The organism is Variovorax gossypii, from assembly GCF_003965815.1.
GTDB lineage: Bacteria > Pseudomonadota > Gammaproteobacteria > Burkholderiales > Burkholderiaceae_C > Variovorax > Variovorax gossypii.
The window spans coordinates 243,533-266,773 of record NZ_RXOE01000006.1; the positions used below are offsets into that span (position 1 = coordinate 243,533).

The following is a 23,241-nucleotide window of genomic DNA, read 5'->3' on the forward strand; positions in this document are numbered from 1 at the left end:
CCCACAACAGGTGCACCATCTTGGGGAGAGGGAGAGAAATGGGACTGTCTTTGGTGCAGAGCCGCGCCTTGCTGGGTCTTGAAGCGGCCAGTGTCACGGTAGAGGTGCATCTTGCGAACGGTTTGCCCAGCTTCACGCTGGTCGGGCTGGTCGAAACCGAGGTCAAGGAGGCGCGCGAGCGGGTCCGCTCGGCGCTGCAGAACGCGGGGCTGGAGTTCCCCAACAACAAGCGCATCACCGTGAACCTGGCGCCGGCCGACCTGCCCAAGGACTCCGGGCGCTTCGACCTGCCCATCGCGCTGGGCATCCTCGCGGCCAGCGGACAGATAGACAACGCCCGGCTCGCCGGCCACGAGTTCGCCGGGGAGCTGTCTCTATCCGGCGAGCTCAGGCCCGTTCGCGGTGCCCTGGCCATGGCGCTGGCGCTGCACACGCGCGGCGTCGCGACGCGGCTGGTGCTGCCCCTTGAAAGTGCGCAGGAAGCCGCGCTGGTACCGGGCGGCGAGGTGTATGGGGCCAGGCACCTGCTGGACGTGGTGCGCCAGTTCGTGGCGGGCGACGATGCCGCTTCCCGGTTGCCCGACGGCCCGGACGACGGTTGGGCGCGCATCCAGGCCGAGCCCGACACGGCCGTGCCCCGATACGCCGACCTGTCCGAAGTGAAAGGGCATACGGGCGTCAAGCGCGTGCTCGAGATCGCGGCGGCGGGCGGCCACAGCCTGCTGATGGTGGGCGAACCCGGCTCGGGCAAGTCGATGCTCGCCCAGCGCTTCGCGGGGCTGCTGCCCGCGATGCGCATCGACGAAGCACTGGAGAGCGCGGCGGTTGCAAGCCTCGGCGGGCGCTTCGCGACGGAAAGATGGATGAGTAGGCCGACCTGCTCTCCGCACCACACGGCGAGCGCCGTGGCGCTGGTCGGCGGGGGCTCCCCGCCCCGCCCCGGGGAAATCTCGCGCGCGCACCACGGCGTTCTCTTCCTCGACGAATTCCCCGAGTTCGCCCGCTCCGCGCTGGAAGCACTGCGCGAGCCGCTGGAGACGGGCACGATCACCATCGCCCGCGCCGCGCGGCGCGCCGAGTTCCCGGCGCGCTTCCAGCTCGTCGCAGCCATGAACCCCTGCCCCTGCGGCTACCTGGGCTCGTCATCGAGGCCCTGCCGCTGCACGCCGGAGCAGGTCTCGCGCTACCAGGGCAAGCTCAGCGGCCCGCTGCTGGACCGCATCGACCTGCACATCGAAGTGCCTCCGGTGTCGGCCCAGTTGCTGCTCGACTCACCTGCGGGCGAGTCGACCGACAGCATCCGCGAGCGCGTCGTCGCCGCGCGCGAACGAGCGATGCGGCGCCAGGGCCATGCGAACCAGTCGCTGCACGGCGCGGCCATCGATCGTCACGCGACGCTGGACGACGCGGCACGCGGGTTCATGTTCAACGCGGCGGCCAAGCTCGGCTGGTCCGCGCGCAGCACGCACCGGGCGCTGAAGGTGGCGCGCACCATCGCCGACCTGGATTCGTCGGAAGCGGTACAGGTCGGGCATCTGGCGGAGGCGGTGCAGTACCGCAGGGCGTTGCGCGGCGCGGCCTGAGCGACGGGACGCCGGGACGACCGTTGTCGCTTGTGCAGGAGGCGTGCAAGGCGCGAGGAAAGCCGCGGCTCGTGCTGCCGTCGTCATCAGCTCACGAGAGCGTCTATCCAGCGCGCCGCATAGGTCCCGCCCTGCTCGAAGTAGTGCGTGTGCGCGCCGATGCCCACGCACACGTCGCGCTCGGGCCCGGTCATCGGCGCGAAGGCCGGGGCCGGATTCCACAGCGTCGCGTGGCCGCCCACGGTGTCGATCGCCGGCGGCGGATCGCACCACAGCCAGCGCCCCACGTAGTCGCCGGTGGTGTACAGGTTGACCCAGCGGTTCACGCCGACATCGGAGGCCAGCGGGCCGCTGCTGCCCGGCGCCGTGGTCCTGCCCACCCACGCATAGAGAAGCGGGAAGCGCTGGGCGTACAACTGGCGCAGCGGGCAGCCCGCCGTCAACAGATGGATCCTTCCCTGCAGCTGCGGCCACAGCCGCGTGACGCGGTCGTCGACGCCCGCGTCGGCCTGCCATTGGGCGCGGTGCTGCAGGTAGCGCAGCAGTTCCGCGGAGATCACCGTGCCCTGGCTGTGGGCCACGATCACGATGCGGTCGTACTTCTGCGCCGCGATGTGCTCGAGCAGCGCCACGTAGCGCGAGAAGATGCGCGCTCGCGGAATGGCGTGGCGCGGGAACTCGCGGAAATGGTTGTCGACGTCGAGCACCACGTCGAGCGGCAGCCGCAGCCACGGCACGTAGCGCGAGAGCACGCCGCCGAAGGCCGAGAGCGCGGCCGCCGCGGTGGCCGCGCTGAGCACCAGCGGCTTGAGCACGAGCTCCGAAACCGGCCCGAACCATTCGAAGATCTCTCCGCCGACCAGGTCCTTCGGCAGGATGCCGCAGCGCGCCAGCAGCAGGATCACGCCGACGACGGCGGCGACGATCACGCTCATCGCCGCCAGCCCGGTGACGACGGCCTCCAGGCGCCGATAACCGCCGCTGAGCCAGCGACCGAGGTTCTGCGCCGTGCCCAGCCCGTTCCTGATTTCCGCGAGCACGCTGGGCACCAGCACCACGATCATGTACAGCAGCAGCGCCAGCGTCAGGCCGGCGGCGAGCACGAAGGTCTCCGTGCTGCGGAGGTAGCGCAGGTGCAGGAATGTCGAGCCCTTGGGGAAGCAGCCCGTGCCGACGTCGAAGATGAGCGGGCAGTAGGAGGTGCCCGCGGCGCCGAACTCCACCAGCGTGGTGAGCAGGGCCCAGATGGCCATCGACAGCGCCACGAACGAAGCCATCGACACCATCAGCCCGAGCCGCCCGGTCGCCACGCTGCCGTGCGCGGCGGCGCCGTCGCGCGCCGCCATCTGCCCGAAGACGAACCAGAGCAGGAACGGGACCACAGCGGCGGCCCACCAGACCACGATGCCGAACAGCATGTACTCGAATGCGCGCAGCCCGCCGCGCACCCAGCTGTGCAGGTCGGCCCGTCCGCCGGAGGCGAGCACTTCCGCGACCACGTGGCCCAGCAACGCCAGCGCCGTGACCGCCAGGAAGACGAGCCCCACCGCGCGCATCGCTGGAAAGCGGGCGGCCGCCACGCGCAGCACGTAGTCGAACAGCAGCGCGAGCAACGCCAGGCAGCCCAGGCCCACCACCCAATGCGCCGGCACGGCGTGCAGCAGCACGGCCGCAAGGGCCGCGAAGACGGCGGCCGCGAGCCGGCTGGAGGGCCGCGCGGCATGGCGGTAGCAGTACCACCAGGCCGCGAGCGTCGGCACCGCCACGGCCAGCACGGTGCGCAGCACGGCCGTGTGCGGCTCGGCCACGCCCCACGCGACGACCAGCAGCCCGATCAGCAGCAGCTGCGAGAACAGGTTGGCCAGCAGGTTCGAGAAGGCCCAGTCCAGGCCTCTCTGCAGGTTGGTCAGCCAGTGCCAGCGCCGGGGCGGCTGCCTGTCGGGCTGCCGCCGGCCGGCGTCGGCGCTGGCGCGATCCACCGCGTCGCGCCCCAGCAGCGACAGGCGGAAAACCACCGTGAAGAGCTCGGTGACGATGCGCGGCAGCGCACCGGACAGGCGCGACAGGTCGGCCCAGTACATCTCGTGCACGTCCACCTGCTGTTGCCGATGCTGCTGCGGTGCTTCGCCCACGCCGGATGCGGTGCGGGTCATCCGGATGCGGGTGGCCTCGTAGGTGTCGTTGTCCGCGCCCTTCCACTTCGAGAGCAGGTAGTCGCTGAAGGCGATGCCCGCGTCGGCCTCGATCATGTTCCTCGGCGTGGGCGACCGGGTTCCCGCCGGCGCGGGTGCGCCGCCGCCGGGCACGACCACGGGCGCCGACGGCGCGCTGCCCCCGACGACCCATTCCTCGCGCTGGAAATCCGACCGGGTCGACTGCTCGAAGGCCTTGCCCAGCGAGTCAGGCGCCTGGCTGGACGGCTGCACCTTCCGGACCGAGCCCCGGGGCAGCGGCTTCGCCGAACGGTTGCCCGCCATCGCCTTCAGCGGCGGCACGGCCATGATGAAGCTGTCGCAATCGCCCTGGCTGTAGCGCACCTGCGCGCTGCCTGCATTGACCATCAGCGAGGCGATGGCGCGCGCGGTGTCGCCGGATTTCTGGTCCGCGACGCCGTGGATGGCGATCACCGCCACGCGCTCGGGAGGGCGCTGCGCGTCGGGCTGCGATTCGGATGTGGCTTCGCTCATGCTGCGGCTCCTGCGTACCGGTTGCCGGCTGGCGGCAGTGGTGGCGGACATCCGCGGGAGACATGCAGAAGAGCCTCACGCGAACGGGAGGCTCATTCTTCGGGCACTGCATGGCATTGCGCCATCCCGCAAAAGCAGGAGGCGAACTACGGCCGAAGGCCTACGAGGCTTACTTGAACTCGTGGCTGACCACGGGCGCCGACTTGCTGTCCTGCACCGTCACGCGCTGCCGGTACACCTCGAGGTCGCCGTTGCGCACCTCGATGTTGTAGATGCCGGGGCGCAGCGACAGCGACTTCAGCGGCGGGCTCACGCCACGATCGGCACCGTCGACGAACACCTGGCCCCAGGGCCGGACGTTGAACATGATGCGGCCCATGCCGGGCGACGCCGTGGGCGTGGCAGGAGGCGTCGTGGCGCCGGGAGTGCCCGGCGTCGCGCCCGCCACGGTCGTGGTGCCGGGCGGCTGCGTTCCGGGCGCGACGGGCACCGAGGGCGGCGAGACCCGGTTGATCTCCGCGATCGCGGCCCGCGCCTCGCGCGCATGCAGCCCGCGACGGTAGCGGCGCAGGTAGGCCTCGTAGCCTTCGCGCGTGTTCTCGCTCTGCGCGAGGTTCCAGTCTTCCGCCTCGGCGGTGGCAAGGGCGGACTCGGGCGGCGTGGCAGGGGTGGCCGGCGTCGCGGGCGTGGCCGGCGGATTCACCGGAACGGCCTCCAGCGGCGCCAGCGGCCCCGTGGCGGTGGCGGGCGCGCTGGCGGCCGCGGCAGGCGGCTGTGCGGCACCGCCCGCCACGGCGGGCGGCACGCCGTCGGTGGCGGGTGGTGTCGGGGGCATCGCCGCCGGCGGCGCGGTGTTGGTCGACATCGGCTCGGCCGGAGGCGGCACCGGCACCATCGCGGTCTTGGAAGGCTCCTGCGGCTGCATGCCCGATGTCAGGCGCAGGCCGATCCAGGCCCCGACCGCGACCAGCGCAATCAGCAGCACGCCCACCATGCCCCATGGCGGGCGCTTGAGCTTGGTCTTCTGCGCGGGCGCGGCCTTGTGGGACTGCGGCTGTGCCTGGGGCTTGGCGCGACTGCCCTGCCCTTGCTCTTCCTGCGCGGCACGCGGCGCGGGTGCGGGCGCCGGCGCGCGCACGGGTTCGGGCATGGCCACAGGCACCGGCTCCAGCGGTGCCGGCGCGGACACCGGCGAAAACTGCTGCGGCGTCAGCTGCGGAGGCGGCGGCGTGGCCGACACGGGCGCGGCGGGAATGATCACCGTCGGCACGCCCATGCCGCTCACGTAGATGTCGCCCAGCTTCACCAGCCCCAGCTCGGCGGCGAAGGCGGCCACGGTCTGCGTGCGGTCCTTGCTGTGCACGGCCAGCGTGTGGTCGATGGCGGCGCAGAAGGCCGGGCTCAGGTCGTCGCGGCCCATGGACGACAGCGGCACGTACGCGTCCTGCACGCTGCGCACCACGGCCGAGGGCGGCGGATGGCCGGTGACCGCGCGGTACAGCACCGCGCCCAGCGCGTACAGGTCGGTCCATGCGCCCTGCAGCAGCGTGTTGTCGTCGGCGTACTGTTCGATGGGCGAATAGCCCGACTTCACCATCACCGCCACCTCGTCGACGAGGTCGGCGATCGACTTGCGCGCCGCGCCGAAGTCGAGCAGCACCGGCAGGTCGTCCTGCTGGATGAAGATGTTGTCGGGCGCGATGTCGCGGTGGAAGCACTGGCTGCGGTGCAGCGTCTCGAGCGCGCCGAGCAGCGGCCCCAGCATGCCCAGCAGCCATTGCTCGGTGATCCTGCCGGGCTCGTCTTCCGCCAGGCGGCGCAGCGTGCGGCCCTTGTAGAGCTGGATCGCCATGTAGGCGGTGGAGTTCGCCTCCCAGAAGCGATGCACCCGCACCAGTGCCGGGTGGCTGAACTGCGCGAGCGTGCGCGCCTCGTTGATGAAGCTGCGCAGGCCCGCCTGGAAGGTGGCCGTGAGCCGCTCGGAACGCACGTGCACGCTGTTGTCGCCCACGCGGCGCGCGAGCATCGAGGGCATGTATTCCTTGATGGCCACCTCGCGCTGCAGCGAGTGGTCGTAGGCGCGGTAGACGATGCCGAAGCCGCCCTCGCCGATCACCTCGAGCAGCTCGAATTCGTCGAGCCGGTGGTTCACGCCCAGCGGATGCGGGCGCTCCTCCTGCGCGTCGGCGGGCGGGCTTCCGATGCCTTGCGTCGTCATGCTTCTTTTCCTCCTGCGGGACGGTCGCCTCCATGACCCACACGGCCCCCCCGGACCCTGTGGCCGGCCTGGCTCTTCTTGTTCATGCCCATGGCACATGCCCTTGCGAAAACAACTTGGAAAACAGCGGTGTGTTGAGCCCGCCGCCATGGGCGGCGGTGCGCAACGGCGATCCGTCGGCCTGGTTGGTCCACCAGTAGCTGGTGCTGCCGAAGGGGTCGAAGCACAGTGGAAGCTCCGGCCAGCCCAGTTGCTGCTTGGCGCTGGCGCCTCCGGCCGTAGGTCCGAGGATCGAAAGGATGTCGTCCGAGCCGCCGCTGGCGGTCTGGAAGCCGGCACGGCCCGCGGCCAGCACCTGGCTGTCGAACTGGTCGGGCGCCACGCCGTGGCGGATGGCCTGCAGCATCGCGGTGCCGCACTGCCAGTACCACGCGGCCGAGCCCTCGAGCACCGAGGGGCGGTAGTTGCGCGCGGCCACCTGCAGCGTGATGCACACGGGGTAGTAGCGACCCACGCGGTCGCAACTGGGCGCGATGCAGCCGAACTGCACGGCATCGACGCCCTGCGTGGCGGGAATCGCGAAGTTCCACACAGGCGCCACCGCGTAGTGCCGCGTCATCGCGTCGGGCCAGCGCTTGAAGCTGCCCAGGCCGTTCTGCATCCAGCGGTCCCACCAGGCCTGCAGCTCGCGCGGCATGCGACGGTAGAGGAAGTCGCCGGCGGCCGGCAGCTTGCCGTACCAGCCGATCTGCTCGTCGACGGGCACCCAGGCCTGCGGGGGAATGCTGCTGTTCATTTCAGGATTTCCCGGGGCACGAGAAGCTGTTCATCTGCGACAGGCGCAGCGGGTTGTAGACGCTGTTGGCCGTGACCGCGAGCACCACCTTCTTGCCCTGCAGGTCGAAGCTGGCGTTGAACGACTCGGGCGAGCTGCCCGCGGAGATGGAAGCCTTGTCGAACAGCCGGTGCAGCGCCCACGGGCCTTCGGTCACGATGCCGCCGGCCGGCGTGCCGTTGGCGGTGGTCACCTGCAGGCGCACCTGGTTGCTGTTGCGCGGACCCGGCCACTTGATGGTGCTGGGCGCCTGCGGGCCGTGCGCGTAGCGCACCGTCTGGCCGTCGACGTCGAGCGTGAACTGCGTGAGGGCCGCGTCCATGTCCTCGGGACGGATGTCGATGGTGAACGACGGCGTGCGCCCGCCCGCCATGCCCGAGAAGAACACGTCGCGGATGGCCTGCGCCTTCTGGAACGAATCGAGGTAGGCCGAACGGCCGGTGGCGCTGCCGTCCACGCCGCGCTTGAAGGTCCACGGATTGACCGAGGTGTCGACCTGCGTGACGAGGTTCTTCTGGAAGAAGTCGTCCATCATCCCGCCCGGCGCGAACAGCTGCGCGAAGTCGCCCGAGGCCACGTCGCGGTTCGATCCGCGCGTGAACGGATAGCGCCCGGAGATCGCCTGGTTGCAGAACGAGCCGATGCTCGCCGCCGCGCTCTGCCCGATGTTCTGCCGCGTCACCGCCGCCGCCTTCGACGAGGCGGTGGTCGACAGGTCGTTCAGCATGCCCTGGAACGGCACCGGCAGGCGCCCCGCCTCGGCCTGCACCTTGGTGACCGAATCGCTGGTAGGCGGGATGTTGCCGCTGCGCAGCGCGGTGTCGGTGGCGGTGAGGAAGTTGTAGAGCTCGTTGATGAGCGCGGCCGTCGCGTCGATGGGCGCTTGGCCGCCCTGCTTGGGCGCGGTGACCATGCGGCGCAGCGGCTCGAAGTGGTTGTCCACCAGCGACTCGGGGCGGTCCACCCGCGTATTGCGGCGCTGGCTGCCGTCGGGCTGGCCGATGAGCTGCTCGATGCGCTCGCGCGTGCTCTGCACGCGGTTCTGCGCCTGGTCGAGCAGGCTGCGCGCGGCCTCGTCGTGGTTGCGCAGCAGGTCGGTCTCGCGTGCGGCGCCGCGGATGATGCGCGACATCGGAGACTCGGCGGTGGAGAGCACGCGCGTCATCTGGATGCTCTGCAGCAGCGAGCGGCTGTCGGCCAGGCGGATGTCGACGAGGTAGTCATCCCACACCTTGATGTAGTCGGTGAGGTAGAGCCTGCGCACCTCGCGCAGCAGCAGCTCGCGCGAGGTGATGTCGGCGATGCCGGGCGCGCGGATCTGCAGCACCCAGCGGTCTTCCTGCTCGAGCGACAGCGCGGTCTCGGCCATGCGCTTGTCGAAGATGTCCCAGTAGCCGCGGTAGGTGAAGAGCGTGGGAATGCCGTCGGTCAGCGGCTTGCCGCTCGCGCGGCGGATGACCAGCGCCGACTCGGCGCCGCCCGCCTCGGCGATGGTGAAGGCATTGGGCTGGCTGGTCTGCAGCAGGATGCGGCGCAGCCGCGCGTAGGAGCGCTGCGCCAGCGGCACGCCGGCCAGGCGCTCGCGCGTCTGCGTGATGAGCCTGTCGTCCTTGGCGAAGGGCGAGGCCACCACGCGGCCGGCGAACAGCGCCTTCAGGTGCGACTCGAGGTTGGCGCGCTGCTCGCGCGTGAGCGAGGCGCCGATCTTGCGATCGACGTCGGTGAGCAGCCAGGCCTGCAGGAAGTCGGCGTCGTAGCGCTCGGCGTCGTACAGCATGAGGTAGGCCTTGAGCGCCTCGTAGCTGTATTCGGCGTCGTTCTTCGCGGCCTCGCGAAGCGACTGCTCCACGCGCTGCGCGGCCTGCGGCAGCAGCACCGTCTCGAGCGCGCGCTGGTACACGCCGTCGGTCGCCGCCTGCAGCTTCTCGCCCTGGTAGAGGCCGAAGCGGTAGGAGGTGGGCGGATCGCCGATGTCGAAATGGCTGGACTTCGGCAGGTCGCGCAGCTTGTCGAGGACGAGCAGCGAACTGGCGATGTCGCCGCTGGTGTCGACCACCGTGGGCAGCTCGCCGCGCGCGGCGGCCTTGTTGAAGGCCTTGGCGTTGGTGTCGACCTCGGCCACGTAGTCCTTGTTGTTGCGCCAGCTGTTCACGCAGGCGCCGAGGAACAGCACCAGCAGAACGCCGATCACGCTGTAGCCCGCGATGTCGATGGCCCGCTTGCGGCGGTACCAGCGCAGGTTGGTGCCGGCCACGCCCGCGTCGCGGAAGATCACCTGCTGCAGCAGCTCCTTCAGGAAGTAGCTCTTGCCCGGACCCGGCGGCGGCGCCGGCGGCGCATTGACCTGCAGGTAGCGCTTGATGGCGCCCATCACGCGGTCGAAGGCCGTGCCCTCCTGCGTGCCGCTGGTGAAGTACACGCCGCGCAGCATCGAGGCGGCCTCGAACTTCGAGGGATTGAAAACGTCGGCCAGGAAGGTGCCGAGGATGTCCTCGAAGCTCGCGAACTGCTGCGGCAGCAGGTAGGCCTGCGCGCGGCGCATCGGATCGGACTCAGCCGCCAGCAGCTCGGGCAGGCGTTCGTCCAGGCGCTGGTGCAGCAGCTTGTATTCCTGGTGGAAGCGCTCGCGCAGGTCGCCGCCCACGGGTGCAGCCGCACCCTTGCCGGCCTTCTTGTTCGCCGGGTTGCCCTGGATCGGGAAGGTGAAGCCCCACACCTGCTGCCGCTCGGTGCGGCCCAACGAGCCGAAGTATTCGTTGAAGCCGGCCAGCAGGTCGGTCTTGGTGACCAGCACGTACACCGGGAAGTCGATGCCCAGGTCGTTGCGCAACTCCAGCAGCCGCTTGCGCAGCGCCATCGCGTGGCGCGCGCGCTGGGCGTCGTCGGCCAGCGGCAGGTCTGCGATGCTGATGGTGAGGATCGCCCCGTTGATCGGCTGGCGCGGGCGGAACTTCTTCAGCAGATCGATGAAGCCCTTCCACTCGCCCTCGTCGGTCTCGCGGTTGCTCTCGTGCGTGGTGTAGCGGCCGGCCGTGTCGATCAGCACCGCCTCGTTGGTGAACCACCAGTCGCAATTGCGCGTGCCGCCGATGCCGCGCACCGCCGCCTTGCCGAGCTGGTCGGCCAGCGGGAAATCGAGGTCGGAGTTGACCAGCGCAGTGGTCTTGCCCGAGCCCGGCGCGCCGATGAAGATGTACCAGGGCAGCTGGTACAGGTACTGCCGGTCGAACAGCGAGAAGCGGCTCGCGGGCTTGCCGTCGGCATCCGCGCCGAAGCGCATGTTCTTCAGGATGTTGGTGGCGTCGGCGAAGCCGCTCTGCAGCTCCTTGATCTCGGGTGCGTCCTCGGGCCGTGCCTCCTTTTCCTGCTTGGAGGGCGTGCGCAGCTGGTTGAGCAGCTGCGCGTTGAGCCGGCGTTCGCGCCACTTGCGGTAGATGACGCGCACGATCCAGATCGTGAACATCAGCACGATGACCACGATGCGAACGATCTCGTCCTCGAGCGGGCGATAGCGGCCCACCGCGATGGCCGGGCCGATGACCCAGATCAGGAAGGCAAGCGCGACGAGGCCGAGGAAGACCCAGAGGTCGCGGCTGATGAGAAAACGGAAGATGGCGCGCAGCATCAGCGGTTGCCTCCGGGCTGCCGTGCGGGAGCAGGAGCGACGAGCGGAGCGGAAGCCACGGGCGCGCCGGCTCCCGGCGCCACCAGCAGCGTCACCTCGACGCGGCGGTTGCGCGCGCGGTTGGCGGCGGAATCGTTGGGCACGAGAGGGTCGGCATCGCCGCGGCCTTCGGCGCGCAGGCGTTCGGGTCGCGCGATGCGCGTGGCGATCATCTTCTTCACCGCGTCGGCGCGGGCCTGCGAGAGTTGCCAGTTGGAGGGAAAGCGCACGCTGCGGATGGGTTGGTCGTCGCTGAAGCCGCTGACCAGCACGTTGCCTTCGACTGAATTGAGTGCGTCGGCCACGCGCACCAGCACCGGTGCGTAGCGGTCGAGCACGCGGTCGGACCCCGAGGCGAACAGGCCGTCGCCGCGCAGCACCACGACACTGCGGTCTGCCTCGTCGCGCACGGTCAGCAGGCCTTCGCGGATCTCGGGCTCGAGGAAGCGCTGAAGCCGCGGCACAGGCGCAGGCATGACGACGGCGCGCTCCGCCTGCGGCAGACGCACCGCGTTGACGGCCGCGAAGGCTCCGTCGGAGTGGCCCGCGAGATTGAAGGTGAGGAACGCGAACACGGCCACCAGCAGCACCGCGGCCACCGCGCCCACCGCCCACACGGGCAGCCAGTTGCGCGCGCGGCGCACCGGCGCGCTGCCGTCCTGCCAGTGCGGCGAGAGCGGCACGGGAATCTCGCCGCGCGCCTGCCGGATGATCTGCAGCAGCCGCTGCTTGAGCGTCTCGAGCTGCGTGCGGCCGTTGTCGATGACGCGGAAGCGCCCTTCGAAGCCCATCGCCAGGCAGAAGTAGATGAGCTCGATCAGGTGCAGGTGCTGCTGCGGGTTCTGCACCAGGCGCGACAGGAGCTGGAAGAACTTCTCTCCGCCCCATGTCTCGTTATGGAACATCACCAGCAGGCTCTGCGACGACCAGATGCTGCCGCCCCACGGCGTGAGCGCCGCGGCCTCGTCGACCGCGGTGCACAGGCAGTAGCGCGCGCCGATGATGACTTCTGGCGAGATGCCCGCCTGCTGCGCGCGCGTCTCGAAGCGGCGCACCTCGTCGACGAGGTGCTCGCGCAGCTGCGACGGTGCGGGATGGTGGCCGGTGGCGCGGATCTGCGGGATCAGGTCGAGCAGCGGATTGGCCGCCGCCACCAGCGGGTTGTTGCCCGCGAGCGCCGTGTCGCCCGCATGCGGGCGCCGCGCGTCATGCCATGCAGTGAAGGACTCGGGCTGCGCACCCAGGCCGCCGCCCATCGCCCCGCCGCGCGACGCATGCTGCATGCCGCCCGCGTCGCCGCTGGCGTTGCCGCCGCCCGGGTTCGGAGGCACGAAGCCTCCCGGGCCGACGGCCATGTCGTTGACACCGTTCATAGAGTCCCTCACGGACGGATGGCCCAGAACTCCATGGCCAGACCGGGAAAGTCACCGGCCAGGTGCATTGCCACGCCGCCCGATTTTTCGAGCTGGCGCCACATGTCGCCGCTCTTGTCCAGTTCGAAGTAGTGATAGCCCGCGTTGTACGGAATCTGCCGCGGCGCGACCGGCAGCGGACGCACCACCACGCCCGGCAGTTGCAGCTGCACGAGGTCGCGGATGCGCTCGACCGAGCCGATCTTCACCTGCGTGGGGAAGCGCTGCTGGATCGCGTCGGCCGGCAGGTCGGCATGCACCGCGAGCACGAAGCCCGCGTTGCGCACCAGCACCGGGTCGGGCATGCGGCCCACGCGCACGCCGTGGCTGCGCTCTTCCAGCTCGATGGCGATCGCGCTCTGCTCGAGCACCGCCGACAGCGAGCGCCGCAGCTCTTCGAGCAGCGGACGGATGCATTCGTTGAGGTTGTCGTGGTCGTACACCGGCCACAGCACCGGACGGCGGGTGGGCGATGTGTGCGTGGCCAGGTGGCAGGCCAGCTTGAGCCAGTCGACGAAGAGTTCCTCGGGGTGCACCTGCACCGCCTGCTGCGCATGCCACGTGAGCGCGAGATAACGGTTGACCAGTTCGAGCAGAAGGAAGTCGGAGACTTCGCTCACGCCGCCGCGGCCCGGTTGCGACAGCCGCGAGGCCAATGCCTCGGAGCGCTGCGTGAGCAGGCCGTGCAGCTCCGCGATCATGCTGCGCAGCATGGCGTGCGCGGAGGCATCGAGCACGGGCGGGATGTAGTTGGCGTCGACCACCAGCTTGTGATCGGTGCGCCGCTCGATCACGCGCACCGCGCCGATGGCCTGCCATTCGGCAGTGAGCGAAGAAGCGCGCGCAAGCCGCAGGCGAGGCGCGGCAAGCTGCAGCACGGCGGGGCCGAGCGCGACGGCGTTGCCGTCGTTCACTTCGCGCTCGATCACGCCGAAGCGCGCGGCGGAGCCTTCGTCTTCGGAGAAGATGACTTCCTCGCTGCCAGGCCTGCGTAACGGCAGCGCCAGAACTATGAGTTCGTCGGTGAGGTCGTTCGGCACTTCATAAGGAAGCGGCGCGTCTTCCGCGCCGAACGAGAAGGGTGTGCCGTCGGGCATCACGCCCGCGCCACCGAGCAGCGATACGCGGCCCAGCGCGTAGGCATCGCGGTCGATGTCCAGGTGCAGCCAGCCCCAGTAGGCGCCTTGCAGGCCTGCGGTGCGCCGGGTCACGTACTGCTCGACATAGCGTTCCATTTGCTGGAAGTGCTGCGGTCGCAAGTACATGCCCTCGGACCACACAACGCGATTCGCCAATGCCTGCGGATGGGCGCCGTTCTTTGCGGCGCCCGGATTGCGAACTGTCACCAAAAAGACCTCCTGGGGAGTGCTCACGCCGGAGCGGGAGATGCGCTTATGTGCGGCCTCCCGGTCCACTTGTTTTGTTCTCGATGCTACACGTCGCGTCTTACGTTTTGCACCGCATTTCGCTTATGAATTTCTCGCACTTTGGTACTAGCGAATCAGTACCTTCGGTCCAAAGTTAACGACTTGGTAGCAGCTCTATGCCAGTCTTGCGCACAGCGACATGCACGGCCTGCTCGCTCGGCGAGAACTGCCACACCTTGTACAGGTTGGTTTGCTTGGGCTCCTTCAGCGGCAGCACGATGCGCCAGCGAGCGGCTTCCAGCTTGCGATAGCCGGCGATGATGCCGATGGCGCGCGAATCGAGACCGGCCTCGCGCTTGAACACGCGCTCTTCTCCGCTGCGCATGATGGCCTGGTCGGCATTGACCAGTTCGGTGCTCAGCGTTTCACGGTCACGGTCTTGTAGTGCAAAGTAGTCTGCCGTCTCGAAGTTACCGGAAGATTTCAATTCGAAGACCTTGACGAGGATGGGCGCGGCCTGTCCTCGTCCGTCGGGATTGACGCCGTCGTCGATCCTGATGGTGACGGCATAGGGAGTGGGCATGGACTTGGCCGTCGATGCGCATCCACTGATGAGGCCCGCAAACAACGGTGTGGTTGCAAGTGCGCCTTGTAGCAAGCTTCGTCGATGCATTGGAATCTCCCGAGGGTTCGCGGCTTATATTATCGAAGTCATGCGCCCTTACGATGGCGCATCGCGTGCATGTCGCAACACAGCGGCACACTATCTCAAGCATTGCCTTTTGCAAGGTAGGAGAGAAGATTGAAGTCATGTCTGCCTGCTCTGGCGTTCGCTCTTATCGTGGTCGCGGGTTGCACGACCACTCCGCCGCCGGAGCCCGCGCCGCAACCCGAACGACTGAGCCAGCAAGTGGCGCGCACCACGCTCGAGAAGGCGCAGCAAGCTTATGACGAAGGCGACTATGCCAAGGCCCTCAGCACGCTCAAGAGCGGCGGCGTCTCGGTGTTCGAAGCCGCGGAGCCTTCCACGCGCCTCGACGCGATGAAGCTCGAGGCCTTCAGCTACTGCGTGGCCAACCAGATCGCCGAGTGCCGCCTGCAGTTCCGCAAGATCCTCGATGCGTTCCCGACCTTCGAACTCAACGTGGCGGAGCGCAAGCACCCGGTATGGGGCCCCGCGTTCGAGGCCGCCAAGCGAATGAAGCGCTGATGAAGAGCATCGCGGCCGCACGGGCGCCGCGTCGCGAGAAGACCAACACGGAGAAGCCATGCGTTGGACAGTGATCGAACACGCGGGCAGGCCGGTGGCCACGGGCCCATCGGCATTGCTTGCCGCACCCGGAGGAACGATCGGACGCAGCCCCGACAACAACCTCGTGCTGCCCGACGAGCAGCGGCAGATCTCGCGCCTGCAGGCCACCGTGCGCTACGACGACGACGGCGTGGCGGTGCTGCGCAACATGAGCGCGGTGCTGCCCATCAGCGTGAACGGAAGACCGCTCGTGCACGAGCAGGAAGCGCGCGTGGGCGACGGCGACCGCGTGGCGATCGGCAGCTATGTGCTGGAGGCCTCGAGCGCGCTGCGCGCCGCGCCGGTTGCCGCACCGGCGATGGCTGCGATGCCGCCCCCTCCACCCGCGCCCGCGCCTCCTCCTGCCTTCGCGCCTTCACCGGCGCCCGCGCAGTTCGCGCCGCCGCCGATGGCCGCGCCGATGTCTGCCGGCCCCATCGATGCGCTGCTGCCTTCCTCCGGCTCGTCCGACGTGTTTTCCGACCTGTTCGGCGAGGGCGCGCTGCCCATCGGCGACACGCAGCCCACGGTGGCGATGCCATCGCCGCGACAGGCAACGCCGCCGGTGCCGCCACCGACGGCATTCGTGCCGGCGCCATCGCCAGCATCGACACCGGCACCGAGCGAGGCTTTCGCTTCGCCCTTTCCCGTTCAGCAGCAGTACCAGCAGCCGCCAGCACCTCCTCCGCTGCAGCCGCAGAGGCCGAGCCCGAACACTGCCTCGTCGCAGATGCCTTCCGCCGCGGACTGGGACGCCATCCTCGCCAACGCGCCGCGCCGCATCGACAGCACGCCCGAACCGATGCCCGACCCGATGGCGCACGAGCCCTTCGAGCTTCCTTCGCAGGCGCGCCGCAACCCGGTCGATCCGCTCGCAGAGCTGAACCCCAATGCCGCCAACGACATGTCGGACATGGCGCTGAAGCGCGGCGTCGATCCGCTGTCCTTCTTCGCATCCGACGAGAGCGCGCATTCGCCTCTTTCCGATCCACGCCCCACGGCGCTGACCCACACCGATCCGCTGCTGCCTGGCGACACGCATCCGGCGGTCGACCTGCTGCAGAACAACAGGCCGGCCGTGCAGGCGTACAGCCACTCGAACCATGCGCGCGAAGTGGCGGCGCAGTTCCGTCCGCCGAATCCGGTGGCGATGCCGGCACCTGCGCCGACGCCCGCACCGGCACCCATGCCTGTCGTCGAGCCGCCGAGAGCAGAGGCACCGCCTCCGCCCGCACCGGCTCCACCGCCTCCCCCGCCGCCCCCTCCTCCCGCACCACCGCCAGCGCCAGCCCCCGTTGTGCAGGAGATCACGCCCGAGTCGCCGCCCGTCGTAGCAGCAGCGCCTGCCCCGGTGGCAGCGCCCGTCGCAACGGCGGTTGCGTCGACGACAACGGCGACGACGACGGCAGCACCGCAGCCTGAAACAGCGGCAATCGCACCGTCATCGTCGTCGGAAGCCCTTTTCAGGGCCTTCCTCGAAGGCGCCGGCGTACCAGAGGTCGCCGGCCAGCAGCCGCTGGACATCGAGGCCATGCAACGGCTCGGCCGCATCATGCGCGCCTTCACCGACGGCACGATCGAGCTGCTGTCCTCGCGCGCCATGCTCAAGCGCGAGGTGCGCGCCGAGATCACCATGATCGTGGACGAGGAGAACAACCCGTTCAAGATCCTGCCCAACGGTCGCGCCGTCTTGATGCAGATGTTCGGCGCACGCATGCCCGGCTTTCTGCCGCCCGAGGCCGCCGTGCACGACGCGCTCGGCGACCTGCAGTCGCACCAGCTCGGCATGGTCGCCGGCATGCGCGCGGCGCTGCTCACCCTGCTCAAGCGCTTCGACCCCGCAGCACTCAGCCGCGAGACTCCGCACGACGGCAGCCTGGGCGAGAAGCTGTTGCCCGGCGGCCGTGAAGTGCGCCTGTGGCGCCAGCTGCAGCAGCTGCATACCGAGACCACCGCGGCCGTCGAGGACGACTTCCAGGCCGTCTTCGGCCGCGCCTTCCAGCAGGCCTACGACAAGGAAATGGAACGACTGAAGGAGGCGCGCCGTGCTTGAAGCCACACGCTCTTCCTCCTCATTCACCGTGCCGATCTCGACCTCGCAGTTCTCCTGCGTCGGTGAGCGCAGTGGCAACCAGGACGCCATCGGCTACCACCTCGACGAGCGCAACGGCTGCTTCGTGGTGAGCGACGGCGTGGGCGGCAACGCGGGCGGCGAGCTGGCCTCGCGCATCGCGGTCGACACCGCGCTCGATACCTTCGTCATCGCGCCTTCGCTGGACGCCGGGAACATCCAGCGCTGCGTGAAGGCCGCGAACGACGCCATCCTCGCGAAGCAGCGCGAGCTGACCGAACAGAGCCGCATGAGCGCGACCTTCGTGTCGCTGTTCGTCGACCGCATCACGAATCAGGCCTGCTGGGCGCACGTGGGCGACAGCCGCCTCTACTGGTTCCGCCGCGGTGCGCTGATGCAGCGCACCGAGGATCACAGTCTTTCGGAGCGCTCTGGCGATGCTGCAGCGAGCCACCAGAACGGCGGCGAGCGTCTGGTGAAGACCAATCTGCTGTATCGCGCGCTAGGTGCGCGTGCGACGGCAGAGGCCACCATCACCACGCCGCAGCGGCTGGCCGATGGCGATGCCTTTCTGCTTTGCACTGACGGGCTGTGGCAGCTGATCTCGCAGCAGGTGATGGAGCGCTCGCTGCAGTTGGCCGACAGCGCCGAGGAATGGTTGGCGCTGATCCGTCGCGCGGCTGAAGCCAAGGCCGATGACTCGCAGGACAACTACTCGGCGCTGGCGGTGTGGGTGGGGTTTCCGCAGCAGGTGACGCTGGCGGGGGCGGCGTCACCGCGCAACGGCTGATACCCGCGCCTCAAGCCGCCAGCACGAGGATCTTGGGTTGGCTAGGCACGATGCGCATGCCGAAGGCGTTGCCGCCGTTCTGGCGCGTGAGGCTGGTCACGCGTGTCTGCGGCGAACCCTTGATGCGCAGCGTGAAGGCTCCGATGGTGTGTCGCGACTCCGACATCACGCGCGGCATCACGACGCCCAGGCCCACGCCGGCGTTGTCGCCGTTGGTCAGCGGCGTGGTGGTCGCGAGGTTGTGCGCAGGCGTGCACAGGTAGAGGATGTTCCAGGCCTTCGGGATAGCGGTGCATCCCAGCGCAAAGTTCGGCCACGGGATCGGAACAATTGGCGATTTGCAGACATCGGGAAAGGCAATGTCGACGCCCATGAGCTGGCAATTGGCAAACATGCGGATTCTCCTTTGCGGGTTTCTTGCGGCTTTCCGGAATGCGGTCAGCCCATGTGGATCTGCTTGGCGTCGGCCTTGACGAGGTCTCGCGCTGTGATCACGGTGTTCTTGCCGTGCAGCCGTGTCATCTCGCTCGCGCGGTAGTCGATCTGTCCAGCCTGCACCTGGTCGATGCCTTCGGTCATGCGGAAGGCGCTTTTGCTCAGCTGCACCAGGCGGTCCACCACGACCTCGTAGACCCGCCCGATCACCCGCATGCTGAACACTGTCGCCCGGGCTTCCTCGCCGCTGTAGTCCAGCCGCCCGATGCGGCAGCGGGCCTCGTCCGCGTCGATCTCGAGCTGCGGCCCCCTCAGCGTGGTTCCCTGGCGCGCCCGCAAGTTCAGCTGCGTGGCGCTTTCCATGCTGACCGCTCCGCGGACCGAGGCGAGCATCAGGTCGCCCTCGACTTCGACGCGCGCCACGCCGGGCTGGGCCTGCTCGGCCACCGCCGTGAGATAGAGGCGGCGTTCGTCGGGACCGTTGACCAGCACCGTGTCGCCGATTTCCGGACGCAGCAGGCAGCTGGCGGCGCGCAGGCAGCGCAGCACACGGCCATCGCTCTCGACGCTGTAGATGCCGCCCGGCAGCACCGAGGCGACCACGCCCAGCGCGTTGACCACTCCGCCCGGCGCAGCCGCCGGCTGCGCGCCCTCGACGGCCGCCGCGGCAGGCCTTTGTGTTGTTCTCAGCGAAGCGACTGTCATGAGGAACCTCGATTCGTCGTCAATGGGTCGAAGCGGCGGCGCGCGGAGAACTCCTCGGCGGCGAAGAGCTCGGGCTCGTTCGCCAGCAGGCCGCCCCGATCGGGAATGCGCGTGCCCTCGAGCAACGCGCGGTGCACCTTGGTTCGCATCAGCGTAGCACCACGGAAGTCGGCATCGTGCAGGTCGGCGTAGGAGAAATCCGCATATGTGAGCCGGGCCTCCGTGAAGCGGGCCTCGCCGCAACGCGCGCGATGAAAGATGCATTGCTCCAGGTCGGCCGAAGAGAAGTCGGCCCTCTCAAGCTGCGCATCGATCCAGATGCTCTGCGTGAAAACGCCGGCTACGCACGCTCCGTCCGCGAACTGCACGAACGGGAACAGGCATTGCGGCGCCTGGACGCGCCGAAGGCTGACCCCCTCCATCTGCGCGCCCTTGAAGTTGCAGCGCGCAAGCGATGCACCTTCGAAATCGCAGTGACGAAGATCGGCATCGGTGAACTGGCATGACTCGAAGCGCAGTCCGCTCATCACCTGCCCCGACAAGTCGCACTCGGTGAAGATCGCCTTGTCGAAGTCACATCCGGCGAACATCGCGGTGCGCAGGTCGGCTTGGTAGAAGGTCGCCTTCGGTAGCGAGGTGCCCGTGAAATCGGTGCGATCGAGCGTGCAACCGTAGAAGATCAACGATTCCGACACCGCACCGCGGAAGGATGCGTCGTCGAGCGTGCAGTGATCGAAGCTGGCGACGCCGGCATCCACGCGCTGCATGCTCGCACCCGACAGGTCCGAGCGATGGAACGTCACGTCCCGGAGCACGGCATCGTCCAGAAGAGCACCAGGAGCCTCGCAGGCATTGAAGACACAGTCGGCTAGGTGGGCGGACCTCAGGGCTGCGCCCTCCAACCTGCATTCGTCGAACACGCTCCCCTCCAGGTTCGCGCCCTCCAAGTCGACGCCGGTGAAATCGCTGTGCGCGAACAATCCACCGGAGAGGTCGAGCCCGCGCAGGTCCAGACCACGCAATGACCGCTCCCTGATTTCCTGTCCGCCCTTGACCATGGCCTGCAATCGCGTGGGTGTCATGCGGTCTTCTCTTCGGGCTTGCGCCGTGGCACCGTCTTGACCTGCTCGGTGTAGGCCTCGTCGAAGCGGGTCGTGTCGTCGATCAAGCACTGCCCGAGGTCGGCCTGGAATAGGTTGGCGCGCAGGAAGTCGGCCGATACCAGCACGGCCTTGTCGAGGTTCGCAGCAATGAGGTTGATGTCGACCAGCGAAGCCGCAGTGAGATCGGTGCGCACGAACATGCAGTTCACGGCGTCAGCACGGTGCAGTACGGCACCGCGCATCGACGCATTCGAGAAGTCGCTGTTGTCCAGCTTCGCCTGCGTGAAGTCGGCTTCGTCGAGCCGCGCGTCACGCAGGCTGCAGTCGACCAGCGCGGCATTGCGGAAGCAGGCATGCCGCAGCACCGCGTCGCCCACGAAGCAGGTGCTGTCGATCCGTGCGGCCGAGAAATCGATGCCGCCGTCGCAGCGGGTGTCCGTCCAGTCGCAGGTTTCAAGCCGGGCGCCGGCGAAGCTCAGGTCCTGCACGGCGCATTCGATCCACGATGCCTTTTGCAGGCGCGCGCGGTCAAAGCGCACCACCTTCAATTCGGTGCCATCGTCGAAATCCACGGACGAGAGCCTGGCGTCCTCGAAGCTGCAGCCTTCCAGACGCGCCTGGCTCAGCACCAGGTTGTCCATGGCCGCTTCGGCGAAATCGCAGCCGCTCGCGCGGACCTGGTCGAGCGTGGTCCCGTCGAAGCGGGACCGGCTGAAGTCGGCCGATTCGGCCTGCACCAGCGCCATGTTGGCCTTGGCGAAGTTCGCCCCCTGAAGCGAAGTCCGCATGAACCTGGCGCGCACAAGCAGCGCCTGCGACATGTCGGCCTCGTCGAGGCAGCTGTCGGTGAAGTCCGCGCTTTCGAGCAGCGTCTCGTGCCAGCGCGTGCCGCGAAGGTCCATTCCGGAGAGATCGGCTCCTGTCAGGTCCATGCCGGAAAAATCGCGGGAGCCCGCCAGGATGGACGCGACCTGCTCGCGGACGCGCTGTGCCGCCTCCGAGGCCATGGGATCGGCGGCATCCTGGTATTGGGCCGTTCGCCGGTAGTTCGCGAGCAGCTTCTCGTCCGCCCCTTCGATCATGCGCTTCATCTGCGCCCTGGCTTCGGCAGTCATTGGGGTCGCACCGCCCGCATGGTTGTCGCCTGCCATCCGCTCGACGCGCGGCCACATGTCGAAACGCGGCGGGCCCTTGGGCTTCATAGAGGCCGCCTCGGCAACGAAGGTGGAGGTGTCGAAGCCGGCCTTTCGCGACTCGACCGCGTTGGCCTTCGCCGCGCGGTCGATTTCCTCGCGGGCCTCGTCGAGCTTGCGGCGTTGATCGGCGATCGACTGGCGCATCTTCGCAATGAAGGCGGGCAGCTCTCGCAGCGTGGGCAAGGCCGGATCCGCGGGCACGGCCCGCTCGTACTCGGAAGTGTCCACGCCGGCTGCGCGGGCCTTCGCGTCCAGTTCGGCGCTCAGCTGCTGCGCGCGTGCCTGCATGTTGCGCTTGAGCGGGCTCGGTGGCGGTATCGCCGCGTCGAGATCCGGCCAAGGGCCGATGATGCGCTCCGGTATCAGCTGCTCGTCGCGCATGAAGTAGAGCGCGCGGTCTTCGGATTCGCAGCGCGTGACCAGCGTCTCGCGATAACCTTCGAGCGGAAGCGGCGCCCCGGCGCCTTCCTCCAGCGCGACCATCGCATGGCTGATGTCTGCCGCGTCGTCCTCGGCGATCGGCGTCACGCCATGGAAGATCAGAGCCACGCGCTCGAGGTGCGGAAAGAACCATGCGGTCGTCGCGGTGAGTGGAAAGTCCTCCAGCACCGCGCCGTCCAGCGGGCGCGGATGATGCGCGCCGCGGACCACGAAGCCACGCACGCGCCAGTCGGGCAACCGCCCCGACAGCACAGGATGCGTGGGGTGCATGTTGACGACTTCGAAGGCCGCACCGGACAGGCCGCCGTCCGCCGGCGTGAGCCACTGGTCTTCGGGTGCGATATTGAAGTAGCGCCAGTCCATGTCGGAGGCATAGCCCGGAAACAGGTGCTGCTTCCAATGCTCGTCGTAATTGCGCCCGAGGCGCGCGGCCCTCGAAGGACGGGTTTCGTCCATGGCACCGAAACCCGCAGGGGCGCGGACGTCGTCCGGCCGGTTCAGGCGCTGCGTCGGCAGTTCGATGTTGGGAAGGCGTCGCGTACGCAGTCCGTTGACGACCTCGTCGCTCGTGCCGATGCCGAAAGGGTTTTCCGCATGGCCCGGTCCACCGAAGGCATGGCCCCAATCGATGGGCATCGCATCGAAGGGCTGCGGCGCGGTGGCCCGTCCGTCGAGCCAGAACCGATCGCCGGATACGTGCAGCGTCTTGCGCCGGCCCTGCACCTGCACCGACACAGCACACTGGGTCTTGTCCTGCTGGTGGTGCGTATAGGCATTGCCGGTAACGAGGAATTCGGGTCCGGCCTTGGGCATGCCCGCGTCGAACGCAAAATCACTGCCCAGTTCGGCGGCGAGGGTCTTCCACACCTCGGGCTCCGGCACCAGGCGCGCGTCGGCGGCAAGGCTGTCGGTCATGGCGATGGCCGTCATCGAGAGCCAGTGGCGCTGGTCCTTCGGAAAGGGGCGGGTGAGCATGCTGACGCGCAGCGGCTTGATGATCTTCATCAGTCGGTACTGGGTATCTCGAGTTGCGTGCGGTCGCGGTCGATCGCCACCTGGGGCGGCTTGTCATTCGAGTGGACTACATGGACCTTGCGGCCCGCGGTGAAGTTGGCGATCAGCTCGGTGTCGATGAAGGTGCGCACGTTGGCGTCGTGGCGCTGGCCGGCGGCGTCGCTGAATGTCAGCCGAAGCTCCGCGGCAGCCATGTCCGCCGCATGGCGTCCACGCTTGATGAGGCGGTCGGGCGGGCGCGCGATTCCGACGATCTCGGCCTCCGTGCGTCGCCCATGAGCACGCAGCTGCTCCCACAATTTCTCCTCGCCGCGGAAGCGCGAATTGGTGACCACGCTGCCGACGATGAGGACGGCGGCCAGCACGACGGCGGCCAGCGCCACGAGGTCGCCGACGCTCATGCCGAGAACGTCGGCCCACTGCACGTGA

At 68.7% G+C, this 23,241-nt stretch carries 16 protein-coding genes; 4 read left to right on the forward strand and 12 right to left on the reverse strand.

Features of this window, described 5'->3' with window-relative positions; translation table 11 throughout:
* Window positions 1-38 precede the first annotated feature (38 nt).
* Window positions 39-1,583 carry a YifB family Mg chelatase-like AAA ATPase gene (locus tag EJP69_RS21820; protein ID WP_126472476.1) on the forward strand — a complete coding sequence of 515 codons (1,545 nt, stop codon included), beginning with the start codon at window positions 39-41 and terminating at the stop codon, window positions 1,581-1,583.
* A gap of 86 nt (window positions 1,584-1,669) precedes the next feature.
* Here EJP69_RS21820 and EJP69_RS21825 read toward each other — a convergent pair whose 3' ends face one another.
* The 7 genes from EJP69_RS21825 to tssJ all read right to left on the reverse strand — a co-directional run bounded on the left by EJP69_RS21825 (window position 1,670) and on the right by tssJ (window position 14,439).
* A complete protein-coding gene (locus tag EJP69_RS21825; protein WP_126472477.1) occupies window positions 1,670-4,270 on the reverse strand; it encodes a hypothetical protein in 2,601 nt (866 codons plus the stop codon).
* 169 nt (window positions 4,271-4,439) lie between these two features.
* Window positions 4,440-6,488, reverse strand: a complete 2,049-nt coding sequence (locus tag EJP69_RS21830) for a serine/threonine protein kinase (RefSeq protein ID WP_126472478.1) — start codon at window positions 6,486-6,488, stop codon at window positions 4,440-4,442.
* Between the two features lie 82 nt (window positions 6,489-6,570).
* Window positions 6,571-7,284 (reverse strand): type VI secretion system-associated protein TagF, encoded by a 714-nt coding sequence (tagF, locus tag EJP69_RS21835; RefSeq protein WP_093206791.1) that lies wholly within the window; start codon window positions 7,282-7,284, stop codon window positions 6,571-6,573.
* Between the two features lies 1 nt (window position 7,285).
* Window positions 7,286-10,948: a type VI secretion system membrane subunit TssM gene (tssM, locus tag EJP69_RS21840; RefSeq protein ID WP_093307506.1), complete on the reverse strand. Its 3,663-nt coding sequence runs from the start codon at window positions 10,946-10,948 to the stop codon at window positions 7,286-7,288.
* Window positions 10,948-12,360, reverse strand: coding sequence for a DotU family type VI secretion system protein (locus EJP69_RS21845; protein ID WP_093307505.1), 1,413 nt, complete (start codon window positions 12,358-12,360; stop codon window positions 10,948-10,950). Before EJP69_RS21845 ends, tssM begins: the two co-directional genes overlap by 1 nt.
* A gap of 8 nt (window positions 12,361-12,368) precedes the next feature.
* Window positions 12,369-13,664, reverse strand: coding sequence for a type VI secretion system baseplate subunit TssK (gene tssK / locus EJP69_RS21850; RefSeq protein WP_240652263.1), 1,296 nt, complete (start codon window positions 13,662-13,664; stop codon window positions 12,369-12,371).
* A gap of 256 nt (window positions 13,665-13,920) precedes the next feature.
* Entirely contained in the window at window positions 13,921-14,439 is a 519-nt protein-coding gene (tssJ, locus tag EJP69_RS21855) for a type VI secretion system lipoprotein TssJ (protein ID WP_093206787.1), read from the reverse strand.
* 129 nt (window positions 14,440-14,568) lie between these two features.
* On the opposite strand from tssJ, the gene EJP69_RS21860 reads away from it, so the two are divergent.
* From EJP69_RS21860 to EJP69_RS21870, 3 genes are read left to right on the forward strand one after another with little or no spacing between them, the layout of a single operon-like run.
* The gene (locus tag EJP69_RS21860) at window positions 14,569-14,976 is read left to right on the forward strand and encodes a TssQ family T6SS-associated lipoprotein (RefSeq protein ID WP_093307504.1); all 408 of its coding nucleotides are present in this window, start codon (window positions 14,569-14,571) and stop codon (window positions 14,974-14,976) included.
* A gap of 58 nt (window positions 14,977-15,034) precedes the next feature.
* Window positions 15,035-17,110 (forward strand): type VI secretion system-associated FHA domain protein TagH, encoded by a 2,076-nt coding sequence (gene tagH, locus EJP69_RS21865; RefSeq protein ID WP_126472479.1) that lies wholly within the window; start codon window positions 15,035-15,037, stop codon window positions 17,108-17,110.
* Complete coding sequence (locus EJP69_RS21870; protein WP_126472480.1) at window positions 17,103-17,918, forward strand: PP2C family protein-serine/threonine phosphatase; 816 nt, start codon at window positions 17,103-17,105, stop codon at window positions 17,916-17,918. Before tagH ends, EJP69_RS21870 begins: the two co-directional genes overlap by 8 nt.
* Window positions 17,919-17,928: 10 nt before the next feature.
* Here the strand turns inward: EJP69_RS21870 and EJP69_RS21875 are convergent, their stop codons facing one another.
* The 5 genes from EJP69_RS21875 to EJP69_RS21895 are packed head-to-tail and all read right to left on the reverse strand — an operon-like array spanning window position 17,929 to window position 23,237.
* Window positions 17,929-18,312, reverse strand: a complete 384-nt coding sequence (locus EJP69_RS21875) for a DUF4150 domain-containing protein (RefSeq protein ID WP_093206783.1) — start codon at window positions 18,310-18,312, stop codon at window positions 17,929-17,931.
* 44 nt (window positions 18,313-18,356) lie between these two features.
* Window positions 18,357-19,058: a DUF3540 domain-containing protein gene (locus EJP69_RS21880; RefSeq protein ID WP_177213749.1), complete on the reverse strand. Its 702-nt coding sequence runs from the start codon at window positions 19,056-19,058 to the stop codon at window positions 18,357-18,359.
* Complete coding sequence (locus tag EJP69_RS21885; RefSeq protein ID WP_240652259.1) at window positions 19,055-20,140, reverse strand: pentapeptide repeat-containing protein; 1,086 nt, start codon at window positions 20,138-20,140, stop codon at window positions 19,055-19,057. The genes EJP69_RS21880 and EJP69_RS21885 overlap by 4 nt, the downstream gene beginning before the upstream one ends.
* Complete coding sequence (locus EJP69_RS21890) at window positions 20,137-22,803, reverse strand: DUF2169 family type VI secretion system accessory protein (protein ID WP_126472481.1); 2,667 nt, start codon at window positions 22,801-22,803, stop codon at window positions 20,137-20,139. The genes EJP69_RS21885 and EJP69_RS21890 overlap by 4 nt, the downstream gene beginning before the upstream one ends.
* Entirely contained in the window at window positions 22,803-23,237 is a 435-nt protein-coding gene (locus EJP69_RS21895; RefSeq protein ID WP_126472482.1) for a hypothetical protein, read from the reverse strand. Before EJP69_RS21895 ends, EJP69_RS21890 begins: the two co-directional genes overlap by 1 nt.
* Between the last annotated feature and the right edge of the window lie 4 nt (window positions 23,238-23,241).